The sequence below is a fragment of the Aureibacter tunicatorum genome (assembly GCF_036492635.1).
GTDB classification, from domain to species: Bacteria; Bacteroidota; Bacteroidia; order Cytophagales; family Cyclobacteriaceae; genus Aureibacter; species Aureibacter tunicatorum.
This window is the reverse complement of sequence record NZ_AP025305.1, coordinates 1,098,655-1,119,991: the sequence shown is the minus strand read 5'-3', so window position 1 is coordinate 1,119,991 and position 21,337 is coordinate 1,098,655. Positions and strand designations below refer to the sequence as shown.

The following is a 21,337-nucleotide window of genomic DNA, read 5'->3' as shown; positions in this document are numbered from 1 at the left end:
TCTTCAAAACAGCATTCATTTCAATCACAAAGATAACCTAATTATTTCCAATACGACTTCATCACAAGGATTTAATGTCATTGGCAATTGGAAAATGATATCGCAGTATTCGCATTCTGAGCATTTGCCTCTGTTCCTGTTCCAGCGCAATTCCCTCCAAGGTCAATTACAGAAGGAGGGTAGTCGGTTGCCGTACCTACAAAAACCCCATAACTTTCATTATTTTTGAATGAACTATTCCTAACATTAATCGATGTAGTATTAACGTATATGGCGCTTCCTTCATGATCTGCAAAGCTACAATTATCAACAATAGAATACTCGCTTCCATTGCCTGGGTTTTGATATATTCCTCCACCATATCTAGAAACATTGTTATCAAACGCTGTATTGATAATATTCATACTTCCACTTGCATTGGAAATAGCTCCTCCAGCATCTGAGTTATTATCTATAAATTGGCAGTTTGTAATATTCAATTGTGTATTGTCTCTTTGTAAGTAAATTGCCCCTCCCTGATAACGAGAAGAATTATCTTCAAAAACACAATCTTCAAAATTCACTTCTGAAGCATACGAGCCAATATATACCGCCCCTCCCCAATCCAGTCCTTCATTATCTTCAAAGTGACAACTTTCAAAGTCAGCATTTGAAGCAACCCGAACACCACCTGCTTGCGAACCAGTTCCATCAATGAAATATAAACCATCAAATTTCAAATAAGCGTTGGAGCCTGCCGAATAATTCATCAGCCTATTGGACACAGAGGACCTTCTCTTCAAGATAGTCTGGTTTGCAAAGATATCTCTTTGACTGATCAAAAACTCATTGCCCTCAAAACCTCCATACAATTCTATATCATCCCCTGTAATAGAAAAACTACTTGCGGGCTTATATTCTCCTTCAGCAATCCAGATTTGATAGACTTTATTATTTGTATTCGCTCGAGACACAGCTGTATTGATACCCGTTTGCAAATCATCATACGCATTTTCCCAAGAAGTGCCATCATTATCGCCATTAGCATTCAAATCAACATAAATGATGTTATCCTCTACCAAAATCACTTTATAAACATCATTCTGCACAGCTTTAAATGGACCACCAGAAAAACCTTCTACTACTATTTCCCAATTTTTTTCAAGTCTATCCCATTTCAATAACTTAGCGCTTTCAAAGCCAGTGTTATTTCCCAGATTTAGATTAAAATATAAATTGATGCTAGAATCATTTCCAATACTTTGACGATTAAGCTGAATACGATCCAAAAAACTCGTTGTTGTATGGCTATAAATTTGATCAACGTTATAATTAGTAGAAGGGTATAAACCAAATGTAACACCATTCACAATAGAGTTGTAAATATTATACGCACCTAAATAACTTGTCATAATTGGACCTGATGTAACACTCCCTACCAATCCCGCATACCCTTGATCAGAATCACCAAAACTTATGTTTTCGTTTAACAATGGGCTTAGGTTATTCACTCGCCCTTTAATTAAACTGAGTGTATCAACAACTAGCACTCCTTCATGAGTTATGTTCTTTTGTGCGCTTGCGACATTCGGGTAAAAAGTATTTTCTCCAGCACGCCATTGATATATCTGTGCTGTGTCCCACTCATTTCCATTCACAATAATGAAGGCTTCATTCAAAATAAACAAAGCAGATTCATCATTTCCAATGCCAATATAAAACGGTTCAAATACCAAGACATCCTCTGCAATACTCAAAATATCAAGAAGCAAAGTATCAATCAAATCATCCTGAGATTCATAGTCAATTTGATATAAAAGCTTGAATCCATCCACATAATTCCACCAAATCAAGTCTTCATTTGACTCAGAAAGCCCTAAAGATAGTTTGTTGACTACCACCAAACCATCTTCGTTACGTTGAGGCGCATCGGCATGCATATCTTCTTTTACATTGCAAGAAAAGAACAATATTATGACGGTCAATATCAAACTCAATCGTTTCATGACTTTTAAAGTAAATGTTCAAGAACGCTCTAATCAAATTTACACCTAATTAGTTACCCCATAAAAAGCCAAAGGCATATCATCTGTTATTGTAATTACCACATTCAAATCGTTATTGCTGGCATCTGAGTCTGTGATATCATAGTACACCGTATTATCATCCGTTTTCACAACCCTTTGCAATGTAAATGTCGATGGAAGATTCGCAGAAGCGGTAATTTGATTTAAATTTATTCTACGAGGGTCGGCACTACCATATGCCAAAACTCCGTCATTATATTGAAATGTTGTCGGTAAATACACCAAATATCTCAAATCCGGTGCTTCTTGAGTAAATACTTCTGAGAAGCTTCCGTCATCCACCACAGTAACTGAACCTGCTACATCCACCCACTCTCCGTCATCAAATTCCAGCATAGAAACCGAAAACACCCTATCGATTTTGTTAATGTTTGACGCATCGATACCAAAACCTATATAACCAAAATCCACCAGTTCTGCGTCTTCTGCATTGATAAATGAAAGGTCGATATTATTTACTTTGTTTACTTCTATCGTGCCATCGATACTATTTGCCAACACCCCATTTGTTCTACCATACACATACGGCAAAGCTCTACCTTCTGGAAGCGCATTTGCTAAATTAGAACCCTGTTGGGGTATAATCGCCAAGTTAGAGTTGTCGGAAGATAACTTAATCGCGGCATCCTTAAGTTCAAATCCATCAAAAGCCTGATTAACAAAGATTGGATCAAAGGTTAAATACAAAGGGTGGTTGTCGGAATCATTTCCCTCATACCTTCCACTTACAGTCAATAGTTGCTCACTACCAACTGTAGCGGATCCATTGTATAGCTGATATGTCAACTGAATGCTCACATTTGACCTATTTGCCCACCAAGTTGGATTTCCTGTGGCAAATTGGCTAGCTTGGCCAGATTCACCCTCATCGATTACAGGTTGCAAGTCTTCACTGCTCAAAGCCAGCTGCAACTGAGTGCTCTCATTACTGCTGTTATTCGTTGCATTACCGATTTCATTATCCTTATTACAGGCTCCACAAACTAAACCCGTAAAAAGCAAAATTATTAAAATTCGCGTTTTCATAACTACATCATTTAGTTTCCAAATTGAATCTTATGTAATCGTCATGCATAAATCTTTGATTTAAATTTCCATTATAATCAATCAACACTTCTTGTCCATTTCTTCTCAACAGAGCCTCTTTAACTGCCAAATTTGGATCTGATGGTGTGAATTCAATCTTCAACCTTTCATTTTTAGGAAAGAAAAAAGTTGCAATCTTTGCAATATTACTGTCATACAATAATTTGCCACTATCTGAAATAGTAATTTTCAATCTTCCACTTTCCATTACCCACTCTCCTTTCTTATCATCAAAAGAGAGACTATAAAATGATATAACTCCCAATTGCAGCATATCCATCACCCCTGTCAAGTACTGTCCATTGGCATCCACCAAATTCGGCACCACCTCCATACTCTCTTGATACACTCTATTTATTGACCTTCTGATCGGAATCAGCATAGGCCTAATAACCTCTTCAGCGACAGGTAAACTCCAGTGTGGAACGAAAGCCAATATTAGTCCGTTGGAATCCGTCAACATCGCATGAGTAAAATAAGAAGCCCCTGTAGGAGTAAATAATTCACCAATATACTCATTGGAACTCTCATCATATTTGACAGGTACCCTGATCATTGTATCATCATTCAAATTCAAACTATCAACTCCATGCCCTATAACCACGTAAGAAACTGGCAATGAATCGGATAATAAGTTTTCATAATTAGGAGACATTTTCAATATCACCTCAGTAATGGGTATCTGAGCATCCAATCTGTATGTATCTCTACACGAGGAAATGATCGCCAATACTGGCAAAAGCAAATACAATCGGTAGCGAGCAAAGTTTTCCATGTCAAAAATGAATTCCTATACCCGCTTTCAAATCCAAATTGGAAGTCATCATAAGCTGTATGAACAAAGGCCAATTAATCACATCTTCCCCATCCAGCACAATTCCTCCTTCAGCATAAAACTGCTTTCTTTGACTAAAATACAATGCGTCATCGCCATCAATTGTATACTCTTCATCCGTCACTTGAATTCCAAGGCCTATGGCAACCTGAATATATCTACTAAGGAAATAAGCCAATTGAAATGTCCCAGAATAAGTTCTCAACTCATTTTCTTCTATATCATATGGATAATGAGCACTCACTTGAAATGCAGCGCCAACTCCTATTTTAGAAACACCTTTTCTACCTGTTTTGCGTCCATTTCTCTTAACAGAAACGCTAGGGTAATAAATAAATCCGCTTCCAACTTCTGGACTTTTCACTACTATTGAATGAATAGACCAATATAAGTTGCCGGATGCCGAACTGGATTTTTTCCCATTTTTGTTATTAGCGGAACAGGTAACAGGATCAAATGTCCTAACAAAAATTTGCGAGAAAGCATGGCCATTAGTCATTAACATGATTGTCAATGACATTATTAAAATTTTTACGCTGTATGATAACTCGTTCAACATGGCCTTATGCCTCTTAAATTCTGTTTAAACAATAGAACCTGTCAGCAAAGCGAATAGTTCGAGTATCAATTGATCAAAAAAAAACTTCTTCATTGATGAATATTTCTCAATGAAGAAGTTTAAAAACAACTATGAATAAATAACTATTTTAATATTGCCAAACAGCCCTCTTCCATGCCGTCTGTCGATATTTTCAATTCTCTTGTAGTAAATTGTTCTTCTATAAATTCCTCCTCAAAATCTTTGCATTGCCTTTGATAAACAAACTCTGTGATAACTACTGATCCTTCACCATCTTCCAGTCTCTGAACTATTCTATCCAAAAAGGACATGAAATACTGTTGTTCTTCTGTAAAAACTTCCTCAGGTTCTACCTCTATCTCAGGCTCTGAATCAGCTTCATTCTCAACCACCTCCTCTACAGACGAATCCTCTATTACTTGCTCAGAGTCTTCCTGGTCAGGCTCTTGCTCTACTGTAGGTTCCTCCATAATCTCTTCCTCTTCAGGCTCAGCGAATTTCAAATTGATTAGGGCCAAGCTTTCATCTTCAAGTTGAGATAAATCCGCTTCCAACCCTTCGCTTTTCAAAAAATCCTTAAGCTCCAAGGCTCCTTCAAAATCGCCAAATTTAAAAAAAATGGCTTTGCTCCACTTTATGCCATCTTCTCCAGCTTTCTCCAGCTTCGTTTTAACATTGGCTACAACATTCATCAGCTTGTCTAGATTCTCTGCTTTTTCAGCCATCTTTTCATGCTCTTGAGTATACTCTTCATCCAGATCCAGCACAAAAACGCGACTTAAATTATAAGCCTCGAGCACCCTTTGTATATAAGGAATATGCTTTTGATAATCTTTATCGGATTTAAAGCAATTCCCAAATGACGCAAAATCAATATACCTGCTATTTCCTTTTTTTGCAGAGTCAGCTACTTTAATAGCTGTGTACATTTCTGAAGTTAGAAAATACGCTTCTGCGACATCATCCAAAAAAACATATTTTTCGAGCTCGTTGCATATCTTGCTTATCGCGGGTTGGGTAATAGTAGAACGGTACACTTTTTTGTAAAGCATCACCGCTTCTTTGGCAGTAAGGGGTTTTCTCTCCTCTATAAACAGATCAATCAGATTTGTCTCTTTGCTCCTCATTCTTCAACAATTAATAAATGCTTGTGAACTTCGAGCTAATTCACTTTTAAAAGAAAAACCAGCCCTTCATTTCGCCTCGCAATTTAACTAAAAAACCGCTTGTCAACAGCTTTGAGAGGCTTTTTTTAGCGCAACTTAGAATTATTTCAAATTGAAAAATAATTTTATTAATCACGGTAAATAAAATTGAATTTTCCAATATTTCCCTAACATTTATTAGACTGAATTTCTTATTTAATTCTGTATTTTTTATCCTTTTATTAAAATGATAAACTAATTTTCTTGTTATATATTTGAATAAGTTTAAGTGATAATTTCAAACATAAAATAGACATTGATCTAAACAACTCGATGAGCAAAATTCCTTATTATCATATTTTTATAATTTTATCAATAGGCATAATATTCACTTCCTCTTGCCAATCAAATAAAAAAAACAGTGAATCTCTCAGCATTGCAACTTCTGCGAATGCGCAGTTCGCTATCAAAGAAATTGCAAATGTATTTCAGGACAGCACAGGAAACGACGTGGAAATAATCGTAAGTTCTTCAGGCAAATTAGCTTCTCAAATTATGGAGGGAGCTCCTTATGATATATTCATCTCTGCCGACATGGTCTATCCAACCACTCTCTATTCAAACGGCTTGTCCAGTCAAGTTCCAAAAGCTTATGCAAAAGGCAAGCTTGCCTTATGGTCAAAAGAACAAGTGGAAATGCCTCTATCAGTGACAATATTCCATAAAGAAAACACTAAAATCGCTTTGGCAAATCCAGAAACCGCACCTTATGGAATAGCAGCAGTGGAGACTTTAAAAAAGCTCAAACTCTACAAGAATAATAAACCAAAATTTGTATTTGGAGAAAGCATCTCGCAAGTAAATCAATTCATCAAAAGCGAATCTGTCGACTTCGCATTCACATCGTCATCTGTAGCCAACTTGCCGCAATTCTCAGATAGGGGATATTGGCAGATAATCAACGACAGCCTGCACATGCCAATACTTCAAGGCATACTGTTGATAAATGGAGAAAAAGAAAATCAAGCTAATGCATTCATCGAATTCCTTAATGGCGAAACAGCTGCTGAGATTTTGAAAAAACATGGATACGACAAGCCTTAAAAAAAACTCCGTAGAACAAAATGCTCAACGGAGTCCATTTATTTTGAGTTTTGGTTTGGTATTCAGTACTTAATAAAACAAATACCTCTCCCAAAGTTTTAATGATTTATTGAATAATTGAATTTAAATCAATTTTTATTCTTTTTCCTGACGCCCCATTAAAAAGGCTTTGATGTAATCATTAATATCGCCATCAAGAACATTCTGCACATCCGTTCGCTCAAATCCAGTTCTCGCATCTTTAATCAATTTATATGGATGCAATACATAGTTTCGGATTTGTGAACCAAAGTCAATTTTCATTTTCGAGCTTTCCACTTCAGCTTTAGCAGCATTTCTCTTTTCCAACTCAATTTGATAAAGTCTAGACTTCAGCATTTGCATCGCCTTTTCCTTGTTCATCAACTGAGATCTCTCTTCTTGACACTCAACTATCAAACCTGAAGGAGCATGTCTTAACCTTACAGCAGTCTCGACCTTGTTTACATTCTGACCTCCTGCTCCACCAGATCTAAATGTCTCCCAAGTAATATCAGCTGGGTTAACCTCAATACTGATTGAATCATCAACCACAGGGTAAACGAAAATCGAAGCAAAAGACGTATGCCTTCTTCCACCTGAATCAAATGGGGAAATTCTAACCAATCTATGAACTCCTATTTCCGCTTTGAGATAACCATAAGCAAATTGACCTTCAAATTCCAAAGTGGCAGACTTTAGTCCCGCAACATCTCCGGGTTGATAATTCAACTGCTTGACTTTAAAGCCTTCTTTTTCTCCCCACATGATATACATCCTCATCAATATATCAGCCCAATCCTGGCTTTCAGTTCCACCTGCCCCAGGGTTTATCTCCATAATCGCATTAAGCTGATCTTCTTCGCTGCTAAGCATTTTCTTGAATTCAAGCTCTTCAAATGCTTCCACAGTCTTATTGTACTCCGCATCCACTTCTTCAGCTTCCACTTCTCCTTCTTGATAGAATTCATGCAAAGTTTCAACATCATCCAATTTTGACTGCACATTTTCAAAACTGTCAGTCCATGTCTTCTTGGATCTTATTTCCTTTAGGATCTTCTCCGCTTCCTTAGGGTCGTTCCAAAAGTCCGCTTGCGTAGTTATGCTTTCTTCTTCTCTTATCTCTTCTATTTTGGTATCATAGTCAAAGATACCCCCTCAAAGCCTCTAATCTGGCTTTTAAATCTTTCAACTGTTCGGTTGTCATTATTTTAATCTGTTTAATTTCATGCAATAAAAAATCCACTTCGCTCATTAAGAACAAAGTGGACTAATATCTAACAGGCTTAAATTCAAATCTTCAAAATCCAGCCGTGATTGTCAGGTTCTTCTCCATACTTGATCGCATCGAGTTTTTCCAAAACTTTATTTGAAAACTCTCTTTGCTCTACCGGAGGCAACTCATAGTCAGTTCCGTTGTATCCAATTTTTTGAATCTGAGCAATTGTCGCAGCTGTTCCTGTTCCAAAAGCTTCTTCCAATCTTCCTTCTTCAGCTGCTTTCACTATATCTTTTACCGCTACAGGACCTTCCACAACTTCAATGCCCCACTCTCTAGCAAGAGTCAAAACACTATTTCTGGTAATACCATTAAGAATAGTATCTCCCGCTTGAGCAGTTATCAACTTGCCATCCACGATAAACATGACATTCATTGTTCCTGATTCCTCAATATACTCATGAGTCAATGCATCGGTCCAAATCAATTGATGATACCCTTCTTTTTGAGCCAACTTCGCTGGATATAATGAACCAGCATAATTTCCAGCCGCTTTAGCAAAACCAGTTCCACCCGGAGTAGCTCTAGTGAAATGAGTTTCAATCTTCACATTAACAGGCTCGGAATAGTAAGCGCCCACTGGACAAGTGAAAATAATAAACTTGTAAGTGTTGGATGGTCTTATCCCAATATACTCATCCATTGCAAATACATATGGTCTGATGTATAGCGATGCTCCCTTGCTTTTTGGCACCCATCCTTTGTCTATGCTCAAAAGCTCTTTCAAGCCAGTCATAAACAGCTCTTGAGGCACCTCAGGAATGCACATTCTCTCGGCTGAAGTGTTAAGTCGTTCCGCATTCGCCTCTGGTCTGAAAACTTGCACACTGCCATCCGCCGCTTTGTAAGCTTTGAGACCCTCGAAAATAGATTGGCCATAGTGCAGGACCGCATTCCCAGGACTCAGGCTCAGTGGAGCATAAGGTTCGATAGAAAAGTTCTGCCATTTTCCGTCATAATAATCGGCCACAAACATGTGATCAGAGTATACAGTACCAAATACGATATTGTTAAAATCAATCGACTTGATACGACTTTCTTTGACCTTGTTTATCTTGATATCGATAGTCTCATTCATAGTCAAAAATGTTTAATTAAGAATGCTTATTGTCTTTTGTGTCTTCTTTCGACACGCTTCCCAGTTGGAATTCTAAGCCAATTTACGTGAAAAAAATCAATTTTTAGTTTTCTGAGCTTACGTTTTTATCAAAATGATTTATGACAAAATCATACAGACACATGATTCAATTTAAAAATCAATCCAACAAGCTAATTTTCACTCTCACTTGGCCTGAATTATTTGCGTAAAATCCTCTAATGTCATTAGCAAAACAAAAAAATTCGCCTGTGGATGAAGCTTTGAAAATCATTTCTTTGCCCAATAAAAAAGGCTTACCTTTTTCATCAATAGCACCTAACAATGATAGCCATTTAGCCTCCGGCAATCTTTTGAACATATTGAAAGGTTTCATCCAAAATCGGTCGTAGCCCTTGGGACCGCTTTTGATGTACCAATCATACCAGATGCCTTCGGCTGTTATTTTATATTCTTTTCCTTTTTCAAGGATTATACCACTATTATTGACGTACTTCGAAGCTGATACATCAAAAGAATAATGGTCTCCCCTTTCTATCAACACCTTCTCCATTTTCCCTGCTTTAACCTAAAGACTAAAGAAAATAAAGATTGTTTTCATCAAGCTGCTAGAATTCCTCTTCCCAATCTTTAAGTTTCTCTTCAATCTCGGCATACAAAGTCTCATACTCTACCCAGATCACTTGAAACTCTTCTTCAGAACATGACTCTCTAAGCTCATGCAAAGCTAAAAAAGCGTAATCCATATATCCCAACCTCAAACATAGCCTCGCATATGCCGCGCTAATCCAAATAGATTGTGGATTGTATTCCATAGCTTTAATCATAATATCATAAGCCTTTTCTTCGTCTCCTATTCCTTCATAATATTCAGAGGCAGTAATTACTCCTTCCTCAAAGAATGGATCATCAAAGCCAAAGCTTTCCATATGCTTGGCTTTTTCTTCATCAGAAATATTATTTGACAAAATAGACACTAACACTTTTCTTCTGCTATCCAAAGTCGATGATTTAGCCAATTCAGCTAATCCAGCTTTATTTCCTTGATGAAAATAGTTAGAGAATGTCAACTCTGTCATCTCCCCTGTGATATCCAAATCCTTGGATACATATAAAGCAGATATCAACTTGTTAGCATCTTCCCAACTTCTCAATCTCACTTTCTTCTCAGCAACCAATGTCTTTGCCATAAGTTGAGTATACAAGTCCTCAATACTGGAAGCAAGTGATATCAATTTTTCATCATCAAAATCATTTCTTCTATATCTAATGAACTGGTACTTCAATTCGTCCGATTTATTCTCAAGCTCTTTGATATTGGAAGTATTGACGATATACTGCATGTCAGCGGATATTTCCGGATGTTCAAATTTGAGATTTTTCCATCCCTCCAATGTATTTTGACTTTTACCCGCTTCCATTCTGCATATCATCAAGTTAAGCTCGGAATCAGGGAACTTTTTCAGCACTGGTGTTCTGAAATATTCATCAGCTGCCCACGGATTTCCCTTTTTCAAATGCAACAATGCCATTGCAAAAGAATACAAATCCGCTCTCATAGGATTTTCGATAGTCAAGCGATTGATCATTTCAAAAGACTCTCTTACCTTATTGTTTTTAAACAAGTTCAAAGCGTAATTAAAAGACACCAACTCTTCATTCGGCCCGTTTACTCCTTTGTCATAAACCTGTTTCAAATACGTGTCAAAATTGGAGCTTTTAACAGCCAGTTGGTTTAGATTGGCATTATTAGCCATCATCTGCTCCACATAGTTTCCAGATATATTTTCTGTGCTTGAAAACAGCTTGTCTATTTCCAATGATTGTCCCTCATTATCATTATTAACCGAGGCCAACACATTCGCCATCGCCGCATAATTACCATTCAAGTCAGCAAGAAGGACCTTAGCTGAATCTGGAGCCATAGCCAATTTCTTGGAAGCGTAAAGAGCGTATAAATTAGTTTTTCCTATTGGCAGAATTTTAGAGCTGGATACATTATTAAAACAATAAGCGGCAGAATCCAACATATCTGTTTTGGAGTATAATATCCCCAAATTATTTCTTAAGTAGTCATTATCAGGAAACTTGCCAATGCCTTCTCTTAATGCAAATACAGCATCGAAAAAATTCCCATTCTCATAATACAAATTCGCTAATTTTATATATGCCTGAGGACTAGGATGCTTTCCTAAAGACTGCTGCAAAGACAAAGCAGCTTTGGAAAGGTCTCCTTTTTCCAAACTCATATAGGCCAAAGCATAATGCGACTTATGGTTGTTGTATGCATAATCGCTTGCCTTGTCAAAATATTGCCATGCTAGAAAATCATCGCCCTCGTATCTGTAAGTATCTCCCAAGAAATTATAATAACCTGCCTTTGCTTGATCTATGGCCACCCAATTTGATTTGGTAAAAATAATTGCCGTAATCACCAAGCCAAAAACCTGATAAGCTGCAAAAGGCATTTTCATCGGCTTGTACAGGACTTCATAAACTCTTTGGTTTTGAGACAGCAATCTCATGAAATTCGAAAGAATATAAATAACAAACACAAGCCCAAAACCTATCTGTCCATAAATGATCACATCCTCAAACACCTCATAAAATGGGTCGTTAACTGTAAACAATACATAAGACAATAAAGAAAAAGTCATTAAAGCCAACCCTAAATAAAGAAAGGCTCCTAAAGGATAAAATGGCAATACATTCGACTGGGCTTCTGTCTTTTTGGAGAAATTAAATAATCCAGCCACTGTGCTTAAGAAAAACAACCATACAGGACTTATAAACAACAATGTCCATTCTTTGCCGGATGTCATATTGAAATACACCATACCCAAATTGGCAAAGTATATCAATGTCAACATTGCAAAATGCCTCATGCTATTCTTGCTGGTAACTGTATTCTTCTCAGTAACTAATCTTACGATCAAAGCTATCAGCTCAGAAGCGTTCAATAAAATGAATAATATCGCAAGGATAGCAGGTCCAAAAATACCATAATGCGCGACATGCAAAAATGGTTTTTCAAGTGAAGATCCAGCCTGTATAAAGACTCCTAAAGCTCCAATTAGTATTCCAAACACCAGCATCCTAAGCCATAAATTCGTAGTTGGCTTGATCGCATGAAAGAAATATGATGCAGGAAGAAACAATGCCATCGCAAACCCAATCACAACTTTGTTATCCAATCCGAACACTTCCAAATGCTCAAACTGAAAAGACAGCAAAAATAATATAAAACCAGCCATTCCGACTGTATACCAGAATTTGTTAAGCCCTGAAATCACCGCCATGAGAATAGCACTTGCCAATGCCACAGCGATCAGGTATAAATAAGCAATCGATGGGTTGAGTGGGGTCATTCCAGTATCATAACGTTCTTTGACTATATAATTTTCCACTGGAATTTCCATAGTCATCAGTCCCAAATTAAACTCATACACGCTGCCTTTCACAGTCTCAACGTCAGTGTTTACTTTCCATTCCATTGCAGCATCTCCTGCGAAGTAATATGCGTAAAAATAAGTGCTCACTGCTGTCAAAACGACAAAAAGACTGCACAAATAAAGTGCCTTGTATGATTTGTCCCAACCTTTCCAAAACAGAATACTGTTCATGCTTGCTATTTTAAATTATTCTTTGAGTTCCTATTCAATGTGCCCTAGCTTGAATTCTGTCGGGCACTATACAACAAGATAATATTATCAATAGATATTTTGTAATGAATCTAAAAAATAATTTGAATGATAACTAAATGCTTATTCTCCAAAAAGATAAAAGCCTAAAAAATTATTAAATTATCCTACAAGAAGAGTATAAATTGAAGATATTACATTTCAAAAATTACAAATAAAAAAAGCCTTCAATAGAAGGCTTCATATAACGACTAATAATATTTTTTCTATTAGAATTTAGCCATTACTCTATCCCAAGGAATTCTAGATACAAGCAATGCAAATGTTATGGTGTAAAAAATCGCAGACAATTTAAACTTTTGCAAATCACTGCTAGCTTTCTTCACTTTCACTCTTGCAACCTGCGCTACGATAGCCGCGAAAAACATCACTGAAATGTGCTCAACAGCGTAAAATCTCATTTTTGAATTCTTCATAGCCTCTCCCATATGCTGCAATGCATACTCAGTAATAGGGCTAAAGGCAAAGTACAAAGCCAAACCAATAATACAATTCAACCAAATCAATCCAACAAACCCGGCTGTCATGCCATTATCACCTTTTGAATATGCTTTATTCCCCAACCAACCACTGTATGACTTGATGAGCACTCCTATAGACATTAATATGATAACGCAAGCTATTATAAAATGGGCATTCAATAAAATTTGATACATCGCTTTTAGTTTTAGTTCCAAAGCAAATTTAATTAATAGCGAAAGAATACAAAGAGAAAACTGATTCAATTGCAAGATTAGACTCTATCTATATTTTCTATTTGCTTATAAAATAGATTTATCATGTTGTCAAACTTCTATTTTTTTGCAAAGCCAACAACCTTTCGCATTGGGCAAAATGGCGATCATTGTGATACACAACAACTTTTAAGGCATCTCCGAGATTGATTTTAATCCATTTTGTCAGTGATATTGGAATTTTATTCTTTTGCAAATCAACCTTCTCTTCTCTATACTCTCTGAGAATAGTTTGCATTCTTGATAAATGGTTTTCCAATACCTCAAGTGCTTTTATATCAACATCAGTGTTTAATGGGTTTGATACTTTAAGAGTTTTCATCTTCTTTGCCTCTGGCTTCATCGACTTTGCAAAATAACCGCCTAGCCAACCTGATTTAAAAGTCAACGCACCTTTATTGCCTTTGCTTGAATTTTCGATGACAAGCTCAAAATAGGGTGTATAATATTCTCCGTAATAATTCAAGTGCTCAATACATTCCAAACAACTCCAAGATTCAATATCAATTTTGAATCTCAAATCTTTTTCATCCAAAGCTTTATACTTCTGTATCAAGGACAAATGCTTTTGATTTAACATCAATAACTCCGAATAAAATTCTTCAATTTCCACTTTCATTTTTTATTGTAAAATTGAAACTTATATTGATGCAAATTCTTGATTCAACTCAAGATTTCTGAAGTCTGGAAAGAGTTTCCGGTGTCATTCTTAGATATGAAGCAATATATTTATGAGGAACTTGCTGGAATACTTCAGGGCTTCTCTCCAAAACTTTTTTAAACCTTTCACGAGGAGAGTCAATCAATAGATCTTTTTCCCTTTCAAACTGTTGAAAAATCAGCATTTGTTGCATCTGCATCCACAACTCCTGTTTCCTCTGATCAGAATACAAATGATTCATTAAGCGTTCCTTTTCCACATGCCTGACCTGAAGCTTTCTCAAAGCTTGAATATACAATTCTGAAGGGTTCGAAGTAATAAATGAATCCAATGCAGTAATAAACGACCCGCGATAACCTAACCTTAAAGTAAACTCTTCCTCTCCTCTCTCAAAAAAAACTCTAAGGCTTCCATCCAATACATAATATAGGTTCTTGTCTATTTTTCCCGGATATGAAATGTAATCAGATCTTTTAAGCTCATACGGATCACTCCAAAGTTGAGCTTGATCAATTATATCTATCAGACAACCTTTCAAATCCATCGAAATCTCACTTTATGGTTAAAATATTCTATTAAAAATCGTTCTTAATAAATTTCATTACAAATTATTAATTATATTTTTGTCTAGTTTCCCAAGCTATATTGCTGTTTCAATTCATTTATTCTTTCATTTCAATTTAATATTTTAATTATATTTATATAATTTTATCATTTACATAGAAAAGCTATTAACTAAGAAGGCCTGAACAGATCATATGCATCTAAATCGAACACATATATTCATCATAATATTTTGTTTAACTCAACTGACTACATTTAGTCAAATAAATGAGTATGTAAAAGCAAATCCTAAGAATAAAGAAAGCATATCTCAAATATTGAAAAGATATTCTCTGGATCAACACAATGAGAATTATCATTATTTTTTAGGACTGAACAGAATCAAAAGCGATCATACGCTCGATCCTCAAAAGAAATATCTTTTGCCGATATTAAAATATAAATACAATGGCTTCAGCGTTAAAAAAAGCGCGAAACTTTCTGGTTGGAGCACTGCGGAAGCTGTAATCGCGTACAATGATGAGTTGCATGAAAAAAAAGTTAAAAAATCTGACTTCATCGATGACAAAGAATTATGGGTGCCTTATCACTTAGTTTTGGAAGATACCAAAACCAATAGAACAATTCCCGAAGAAGAAACAATAGAGGAAGTAGCCAATACATCAACAAAAAAAGCAGCTACGTTGGTTAATCACGAAAGCTCAGCAGTCAAAGCCGAATCTACGATTAATTCCGAAATTGGCTCTGGAAAAATCGCTGGAAACTTTCCAATATTCGGTCCAAAGCATGCGAGAGTTCCTCTCAAATCACAGGCATTGAAAGGCTGTGTTTACTATATTGTTAGCGGGCACGGAGGCCCTGATCCGGGATCTGTTTATACTAGAGGAAAATTCGAACTCCACGAAGACGAATATGCTTATGATGTTGCCTTGAGATTAGCTAGAAACTTGCTCAGCCACGGAGCTAAAGCCTATGTGATCATCAGAGACCCTAATGATGGCATTCGTTCTGGAAATTACTTGAAACCCAGCAAAGACGAAAAGTGTTGGCCGAACCTTGAAATCCCAAGAAACCAACTAGAAAGACTTGAACAAAGAAAAAATGCGGTCAACCAACTTTACGACTACAACAAATCAAAAGGCTATAAATACCAAAGGCTCATTTGTCTCCACATTGACTCAAGAGAAAAAGACAAGCGCATTGACATGTTTTTTTATCATCAACCATCAAGCTCAAAATCAAAAGTGTTTACTACAAGCCTTCAAAACACGATAAGAAAAAAATATGAGCAAAGACAAAAAGGCAGAGGCTATAACGGGATCGTCAAAGCCAGAGATCTTTTTATGCTTCGAGAGTCAAAACCTGTAGCTACATTTATTGAATTAGGAAATATACAAAACATTCAAGATCAAAGACGAATTTTACCCGAAGACAATCGACAAGCTATCGCCAACTGGCTGACGACCGGCTTATTGCAAAAGAAATAGTCTCTTGATTAATTCATTTTAAAATATTAATTTTCGTATACCTGAATTATTTTTCTGCCATATGCTGAGTAGAAAAATGATTCAGGTATATTTTATTTATAGCTGCGAGTAATTAACACAGCTGCTTTGTGAATTATAACCATCGCTCATTTACCCAAAAAACAGTCAAAATGCTTAAAAAAATACTTCCTCTAGGACTCGCGGGATTAATGCTATTATCCCAATGCTCTCCTTCACAAGAAAAACATGAAAACCTTACTAAGGAAGCAAACATCAATGCTGTTAAAAATCCGATTTTCAACGAATTTAATCATCCAATCTCATTTAGCTCGATCTCAGCCAATCACATACCTGAAGCGACAGAGATAACTATCTCGAATGCAAAACAGGCATTAAAACAACTGTTGAAAATCAAATCAGATAGCAGAACCAAAGAAAATACACTAATAGCTCTTGATAATATTTACGCAGGCTTGGGACAACACTCAGGCACAATGTACCTACTATCAGCTACCAGCCCTGACTCCTTGATCAGAAACAATGCTACCGACGCTAACAAAACGCTTGGAGATTTTTACACAGAACTTAGCCTGAATGAAAAGTTATACAATGCCTTAAAGAGCTTCAAGAACTCTGAAAATGCAAGCATATTAAATGAAGCAGAGAAGAAATTCTTAAATGATGAGATCAAAAGCTTTGAAAGAAATGGCTTGGGGCTTGACAAAAACAAGAAAAAAGAACTAAAGGCGATCAAGGAAAAGTTAAATGGCCTTGGACTGGAATTTGACAAGAACATCGCTGAATATAAAGATTTTATAATCGTATCAGAAGAACAAACCAAAGGCCTCTCCGAAGAATATAAGAAAGCAAGAAGACAAGAAGACGGCACTTACAAAATAGGATTATCCAACCCTGATTACTCTCCTGTTCTCAGGTATGCAGAAAGCGATGAACTCAGAAAAGAGCTATTCATAAAAAGACAGAATATTGGAGGTCAGAAAAACCTTGAAGTATTGGATAAAATGCTTAAGCTTCGTAAGCAATTAGCCAACCTATTAGGCTATGAGACATATGCGGCTTTCAAGTTAAGCAGTAAAATGGCCAAGGACACCAAAACTGTATGGGAATTTGAAAATGGTCTTCTTGATAAAGCAACTCCAAAAGCAAAAGCGGATATCGAAGAACTACTAGAGGTCAAACGCGCATATAAAAAAGATCAGAATATCAATAGTATTGAGCATTGGGAATCAGCTTTTTATAGAAACATCTTATTAAAAGAAAAATACAGTGTTGATCAAGAGAAAGTAAAAGAGTATTTTGAAATCAACAATGTCATTGACGGCTTTTTCAAAATCACACAAAACTTGTTTGGCGTAGAATATAGCCAAGTTGAAAATCCTGATGTGTGGCACTCTGATGTCACCATGTACGAAGTAAAAGACAATGGCAAGCTCATCGGAAGATTCTACCTTGATCTTCATCCAAGAGCCAATAAATATAACCATGCTATGTGCCAAGGCTTTATTTATGCCAGACAAACACCGAAAGCTTATCAAATTCCAAACGCGTCTCTTGTCTGTAATTTCCCTCAAGCGACTGCAGACAGTCCTGCATTAATGTCACATGCTGATGTTGAGCTGTTTTTCCATGAATTCGGACACGTTTTGCACCAAATGCTAACCGAAGCTCAATTATTCTCTCAATCAGGAACAAAAGTAGATGCTGACTTTGTAGAAGCCCCTTCCCAAATTCTTGAAAATTGGGCATGGGAATATGAATCATTAGAATTATTCGCCAAGCATCATGAAACAGGCGAAACATTGCCAAAAGAAATGTTCGATAAAATGCTTGCCGCTAAAAATGTTGGATCCGGACTATACGTAACAAGGCAATTATTCTACGGAATCATAGATATGGAACTGCATGACAGATACGACCCTAATGGTTCCTCAAGCACAACCGATGTGCTTAAAGATGTTTATGAGAGAACCATGCAGTATCCTTTCACAGAGGGGATTCATACTCAAGCTGGTTTTGGACACTTGAATGATTATGCAGCAAATTACTATGGATATATGTGGAGCAATGTTTTCGCTGCCGACATGTTCTCTCGATTTGCGAACGAAGGCGTTTTAAATGCTAAAACTGGAAAAGATTATAGAGATTTCATATTAGCTAAAGGAAGCTCAAAAGAAGCTCAGGAAATTTTAAAAGATTTCTTAGGACGAAAGCCAAAGCAAGACTCATTCATAAAATCCTTAGGGATATAACAACAATCAAGACCGCTCCAAAAGCGGTCTTTTTCTTTAAATATTAAAGAACAAATTAGTATTTAGAAACCCTATGTAAACATTAGAAAAGCGATAAACTAAATAACTACCCGATAATTATTTATGCTTTTTAGAGGGCACCAAGCCTCTTTTTTTCAAATCTTGGAATACTTTCACGCTTATAGATTCACCTAAATCTGTGGCATTATATGGCTGAAAAGTAGCTGTCCGAGCGATATAAAGCAGTTGATCATCTGAAGCATTGTATACAGCTACTTCAATCTGATAATTTTTGGTTTCACTCCAATACCCAGGAGTTGTAACCACTTGATACCCGGGCCACCAATAATTAAAGCCATAAGGTTGTGGAAAATAATACCCGCCATATGGGCCTCCTCCATAAAAACCCCCTCCATACACATATGTAGACGGAGGATTATAAACATGCTGCTTATCCAATCCTATTAGTTTGAAAAAAATAATCGCCTGCACTCCACTATTCTTCAAAGCATCCTTATACTCTTGCTCAGAATACTTCTTATCTGTTTCCAACACCTGATTTCCAAATGCTGTTTTAACTCCTCTCTTCGAAAATATTCTAACAACACCATTCTCAAAAGATGCGGCATCCACTTTATTTTTCATCAAGGCTACTACCGCAAGCGACTTTATTTGCTCGCTTTTCAAATGCGAATTTTCCCAACTTGAAACCAACTTTGTATTCGAACATGAAAAACAAACTATTGATATAATCACAATTACTAACTTCCTCATAAAATCTAAAATATTAGTAGAGAATACATACTTTATATGAAACATTCTATTATATTTAATCATTGAAATCAATAAACTTCACGACATGTTCAATAAAAGCTACTTACTGATAATCTTATTTGGCCTTAATTGTTTAGTATTTTCTTCTTGTGGAAGCGAAGACGCATCGCCTGACGAACCAAAAACTGAAACTACTGATGACAAAAAAGAAGAAAATGACAACACAGAAACAAGTGACCCTGTTTCTGCCAGTATGTTAAATGGAATATGGAAACTAGACTCTGTTTCAACTAATCTATCAACTTCTGATGAAGCTACTAATAGCTTATTTACCTTAATGACTCCAATGCTAGGAGAGTCATTGAGTGAAGAAGAATTATTTATTGAGTTCACTGATGAAAACAATGCCGTCTTAAAAAGCAACTTAGAAGAAGAAGAAGGAGAAAAAATCAATTTCTCTTTTAATGAGGAGAATCAAACTATTCATCTTGATGCAAAAGCGATACTAATGAAAGTCGGAAATGATGAAAACCTTGATGAGGACCCAATGTATCAGGAAATTTTTAGCAACCCTGAAAATACAGAAGCAAAAACAGCATTAATTGGTGAAAATAAGATTTCTTTAACGTATAATGTAAAGGTTATCTTAGCAAATGGAATGGACGAGGAGCAATTAACATTTTTAAGTAATTTTGACAATAGCGATACTGAAGCTACTAGCGAATTAACTTCTCAAATCCAACAGCTTTTAGGAGAAGAATTCGAGGGAGAAGGTTTAAGTGAAACCATCTCTATTTTTCTTAATAATGTCAATATTGACAATGTAATCAATGAAGAATCAACGATAACAATTCAACTTAACTTCATTAAGAAACAATAACCAATCTAAAGCTCCGAAACCCTCGGAGCTTTTTGCTTATGATTAGAAGCATATGCTAAATTCTTTCCTTGTTGCAAATTGCAGTGGTTACACCAACATCAGCGACAAAATGTATAATAATTTAGCACCCAATCACCCGATCAATATTTACGATCAAGAAAAAAATCATCTGATTCAAATTATTCAAGATATTGAAAATTTGGATATTAATACGCAAACTCAAGAGTTCTTCAACTTATTCAATCAGTTTGCTCAAATCAAAAAGCGCTTCTCACGCAAAGAAAATCAATTATTCCCCTATCTTGAAAAACATGGATGGAAAGCTCCCAGCATGGGCATGTGGTCATTTCATGATACATTAAGATCCCAAATTGATTTGATTTATTCCTGCTACGAAAGAAATGAATTCACTCAAATAAATCAAAGCCTTCCTCTCTTATTCGAAGGAGTAAAGCGTTTATTTGACAGAGAAAATTCTATACTTTTTCCAAATGCGCTTAATATTATCTCAGCATCCGAATGGATAGAAATAACTAACGGAGAACAAGAAATTGGTTGGGCATACCCGCACAAAATAACAAAAAAATACAACATACACGAGACAATCATAGAAGAAAAAGTTTCAAATAAACTCAAAATGAATGAAGGCTGGCTCAACTTGGAACAAGTGAATCTAATGCTGCAAACGTTGCCTTTTGACATCACTTATGTAGACGAAAATGACAGAGTGCTTTTCTATAATAGAGGAGAAGAAAGGGTGTTCCCCAGAAGTCCGGGAATCATAGGCAGAGAAGTTAAATTTTGCCATCCTCCCAAAAGCGTGAACACTGTCCTAAGCATTCTAGAGGAGTTTAAAAGTGGCAGTGAAAGCAATGCTGATTTTTGGTTTAATCATCGAGGGAAAATGTTATTCATCCGATATTTTGCTATTAGAAATCATCTAAATGAATACAAAGGAGTACTAGAGGTTTCTCAAGAAGTAAATCATATTCAGAACCTAAAAGGAGAACAAAGGCTATTGACTTGGGGAAAATAAGCTATATGCATGGATTAAATT

The 21,337-nt window shown here is 36.2% G+C and carries 18 protein-coding genes; 5 read left to right on the top strand and 13 right to left on the bottom strand.

What is annotated here, in order from left to right; genetic code table 11:
- Window positions 1–77 precede the first annotated feature (77 nt).
- The 5 genes from AABK36_RS04815 to AABK36_RS04795 form a co-directional block, all read right to left on the bottom strand.
- The gene (locus tag AABK36_RS04815) at window positions 78–1,985 is read right to left on the bottom strand and encodes a hypothetical protein (RefSeq protein WP_309937911.1); all 1,908 of its coding nucleotides are present in this window, start codon (window positions 1,983–1,985) and stop codon (window positions 78–80) included.
- 45 nt (window positions 1,986–2,030) lie between these two features.
- Complete coding sequence (locus AABK36_RS04810; RefSeq protein ID WP_309937910.1) at window positions 2,031–3,092, bottom strand: hypothetical protein; 1,062 nt, start codon at window positions 3,090–3,092, stop codon at window positions 2,031–2,033.
- A gap of 7 nt (window positions 3,093–3,099) precedes the next feature.
- Window positions 3,100–3,927, bottom strand: a complete 828-nt coding sequence (locus AABK36_RS04805; protein WP_309937909.1) for a hypothetical protein — start codon at window positions 3,925–3,927, stop codon at window positions 3,100–3,102.
- Between the two features lies 1 nt (window position 3,928).
- Entirely contained in the window at window positions 3,929–4,507 is a 579-nt protein-coding gene (locus AABK36_RS04800; RefSeq protein ID WP_309937908.1) for a hypothetical protein, read from the bottom strand.
- Between the two features lie 182 nt (window positions 4,508–4,689).
- Window positions 4,690–5,694 (bottom strand): hypothetical protein, encoded by a 1,005-nt coding sequence (locus AABK36_RS04795; protein WP_309937907.1) that lies wholly within the window; start codon window positions 5,692–5,694, stop codon window positions 4,690–4,692.
- A 351-nt stretch (window positions 5,695–6,045) separates the two neighbouring features.
- Here AABK36_RS04795 and modA point away from each other — a divergent pair, with 351 nt between their 5' ends.
- On the top strand, window positions 6,046–6,816 hold the full coding sequence (gene modA, locus AABK36_RS04790; RefSeq protein ID WP_309937906.1) for a molybdate ABC transporter substrate-binding protein: 771 nt from the start codon (window positions 6,046–6,048) through the stop codon (window positions 6,814–6,816).
- 135 nt (window positions 6,817–6,951) lie between these two features.
- On the opposite strand, the gene prfB is transcribed toward modA, so the two are convergent.
- The 7 genes from prfB to AABK36_RS04755 form a co-directional block, all read right to left on the bottom strand.
- A protein-coding gene (prfB, locus tag AABK36_RS04785) for a peptide chain release factor 2 (protein ID WP_309937905.1) occupies window positions 6,952–8,041 on the bottom strand; the annotation gives its coding sequence in 2 pieces (ribosomal slippage) (window positions 6,952–7,980 and window positions 7,982–8,041; 1,089 coding nt in all).
- An 85-nt stretch (window positions 8,042–8,126) separates the two neighbouring features.
- The gene (locus tag AABK36_RS04780; protein ID WP_309937904.1) at window positions 8,127–9,191 is read right to left on the bottom strand and encodes a branched-chain amino acid aminotransferase; all 1,065 of its coding nucleotides are present in this window, start codon (window positions 9,189–9,191) and stop codon (window positions 8,127–8,129) included.
- A gap of 178 nt (window positions 9,192–9,369) precedes the next feature.
- A complete protein-coding gene (locus AABK36_RS04775; protein ID WP_309937903.1) occupies window positions 9,370–9,762 on the bottom strand; it encodes a hypothetical protein in 393 nt (130 codons plus the stop codon).
- Window positions 9,763–9,817: 55 nt separating this feature from the next.
- Window positions 9,818–12,832, bottom strand: coding sequence for a hypothetical protein (locus AABK36_RS04770; protein ID WP_309937902.1), 3,015 nt, complete (start codon window positions 12,830–12,832; stop codon window positions 9,818–9,820).
- A gap of 287 nt (window positions 12,833–13,119) precedes the next feature.
- Complete coding sequence (locus tag AABK36_RS04765; protein WP_309937901.1) at window positions 13,120–13,566, bottom strand: hypothetical protein; 447 nt, start codon at window positions 13,564–13,566, stop codon at window positions 13,120–13,122.
- Window positions 13,567–13,687: 121 nt separating this feature from the next.
- Window positions 13,688–14,263 carry a DinB family protein gene (locus AABK36_RS04760; RefSeq protein WP_309937899.1) on the bottom strand — a complete coding sequence of 192 codons (576 nt, stop codon included), beginning with the start codon at window positions 14,261–14,263 and terminating at the stop codon, window positions 13,688–13,690.
- A 49-nt stretch (window positions 14,264–14,312) separates the two neighbouring features.
- On the bottom strand, window positions 14,313–14,849 hold the full coding sequence (locus AABK36_RS04755) for a Crp/Fnr family transcriptional regulator (RefSeq protein WP_309937898.1): 537 nt from the start codon (window positions 14,847–14,849) through the stop codon (window positions 14,313–14,315).
- A 337-nt stretch (window positions 14,850–15,186) separates the two neighbouring features.
- Between AABK36_RS04755 and AABK36_RS04750 the strand changes: the two genes are divergently transcribed.
- Both AABK36_RS04750 and AABK36_RS04745 read left to right on the top strand, forming a co-directional pair.
- Window positions 15,187–16,356, top strand: coding sequence for an N-acetylmuramoyl-L-alanine amidase family protein (locus AABK36_RS04750; protein WP_309937897.1), 1,170 nt, complete (start codon window positions 15,187–15,189; stop codon window positions 16,354–16,356).
- Window positions 16,357–16,526: 170 nt separating this feature from the next.
- Complete coding sequence (locus AABK36_RS04745; RefSeq protein WP_309937896.1) at window positions 16,527–18,626, top strand: M3 family metallopeptidase; 2,100 nt, start codon at window positions 16,527–16,529, stop codon at window positions 18,624–18,626.
- A 117-nt stretch (window positions 18,627–18,743) separates the two neighbouring features.
- Here the strand turns inward: AABK36_RS04745 and AABK36_RS04740 are convergent, their stop codons facing one another.
- Window positions 18,744–19,400, bottom strand: coding sequence for a hypothetical protein (locus tag AABK36_RS04740; protein ID WP_309937895.1), 657 nt, complete (start codon window positions 19,398–19,400; stop codon window positions 18,744–18,746).
- Between the two features lie 85 nt (window positions 19,401–19,485).
- Here AABK36_RS04740 and AABK36_RS04735 point away from each other — a divergent pair, with 85 nt between their 5' ends.
- Window positions 19,486–20,280, top strand: coding sequence for a hypothetical protein (locus tag AABK36_RS04735; protein ID WP_309937894.1), 795 nt, complete (start codon window positions 19,486–19,488; stop codon window positions 20,278–20,280).
- Between the two features lie 109 nt (window positions 20,281–20,389).
- The gene (locus AABK36_RS04730) at window positions 20,390–21,316 is read left to right on the top strand and encodes a PAS domain-containing protein (protein WP_309937893.1); all 927 of its coding nucleotides are present in this window, start codon (window positions 20,390–20,392) and stop codon (window positions 21,314–21,316) included.
- Window positions 21,317–21,337: the final 21 nt, after the last annotated feature.

Excerpts from the sequence above, each read along its gene's own strand:
- modA (WP_309937906.1), top strand. The coding sequence starts at position 6,046 with ATGAGCAAAATTCCTTATTATCATATTTTTATAATTTTATCAATAGGC.
- AABK36_RS04760 (WP_309937899.1), bottom strand. The coding sequence starts at position 14,263 with ATGAAAGTGGAAATTGAAGAATTTTATTCGGAGTTATTGATGTTAAAT.
- AABK36_RS04815 (WP_309937911.1), bottom strand. The coding sequence starts at position 1,985 with ATGAAACGATTGAGTTTGATATTGACCGTCATAATATTGTTCTTTTCT.
- AABK36_RS04740 (WP_309937895.1), bottom strand. The coding sequence starts at position 19,400 with ATGAGGAAGTTAGTAATTGTGATTATATCAATAGTTTGTTTTTCATGT.
- AABK36_RS04745 (WP_309937896.1), top strand. The coding sequence starts at position 16,527 with ATGCTTAAAAAAATACTTCCTCTAGGACTCGCGGGATTAATGCTATTA.
- AABK36_RS04755 (WP_309937898.1), bottom strand. The coding sequence starts at position 14,849 with ATGGATTTGAAAGGTTGTCTGATAGATATAATTGATCAAGCTCAACTT.
- AABK36_RS04765 (WP_309937901.1), bottom strand. The coding sequence starts at position 13,566 with ATGTATCAAATTTTATTGAATGCCCATTTTATAATAGCTTGCGTTATC.
- AABK36_RS04805 (WP_309937909.1), bottom strand. The coding sequence starts at position 3,927 with ATGGAAAACTTTGCTCGCTACCGATTGTATTTGCTTTTGCCAGTATTG.
- AABK36_RS04775 (WP_309937903.1), bottom strand. The coding sequence starts at position 9,762 with ATGGAGAAGGTGTTGATAGAAAGGGGAGACCATTATTCTTTTGATGTA.
- AABK36_RS04810 (WP_309937910.1), bottom strand. The coding sequence starts at position 3,092 with ATGAAAACGCGAATTTTAATAATTTTGCTTTTTACGGGTTTAGTTTGT.
- AABK36_RS04770 (WP_309937902.1), bottom strand. The coding sequence starts at position 12,832 with ATGAACAGTATTCTGTTTTGGAAAGGTTGGGACAAATCATACAAGGCA.
- AABK36_RS04795 (WP_309937907.1), bottom strand. The coding sequence starts at position 5,694 with ATGAGGAGCAAAGAGACAAATCTGATTGATCTGTTTATAGAGGAGAGA.
- AABK36_RS04730 (WP_309937893.1), top strand. The coding sequence starts at position 20,390 with ATGTATAATAATTTAGCACCCAATCACCCGATCAATATTTACGATCAA.
- AABK36_RS04780 (WP_309937904.1), bottom strand. The coding sequence starts at position 9,191 with ATGAATGAGACTATCGATATCAAGATAAACAAGGTCAAAGAAAGTCGT.
- AABK36_RS04735 (WP_309937894.1), top strand. The coding sequence starts at position 19,486 with ATGTTCAATAAAAGCTACTTACTGATAATCTTATTTGGCCTTAATTGT.
- AABK36_RS04800 (WP_309937908.1), bottom strand. The coding sequence starts at position 4,507 with ATGTCATTGACAATCATGTTAATGACTAATGGCCATGCTTTCTCGCAA.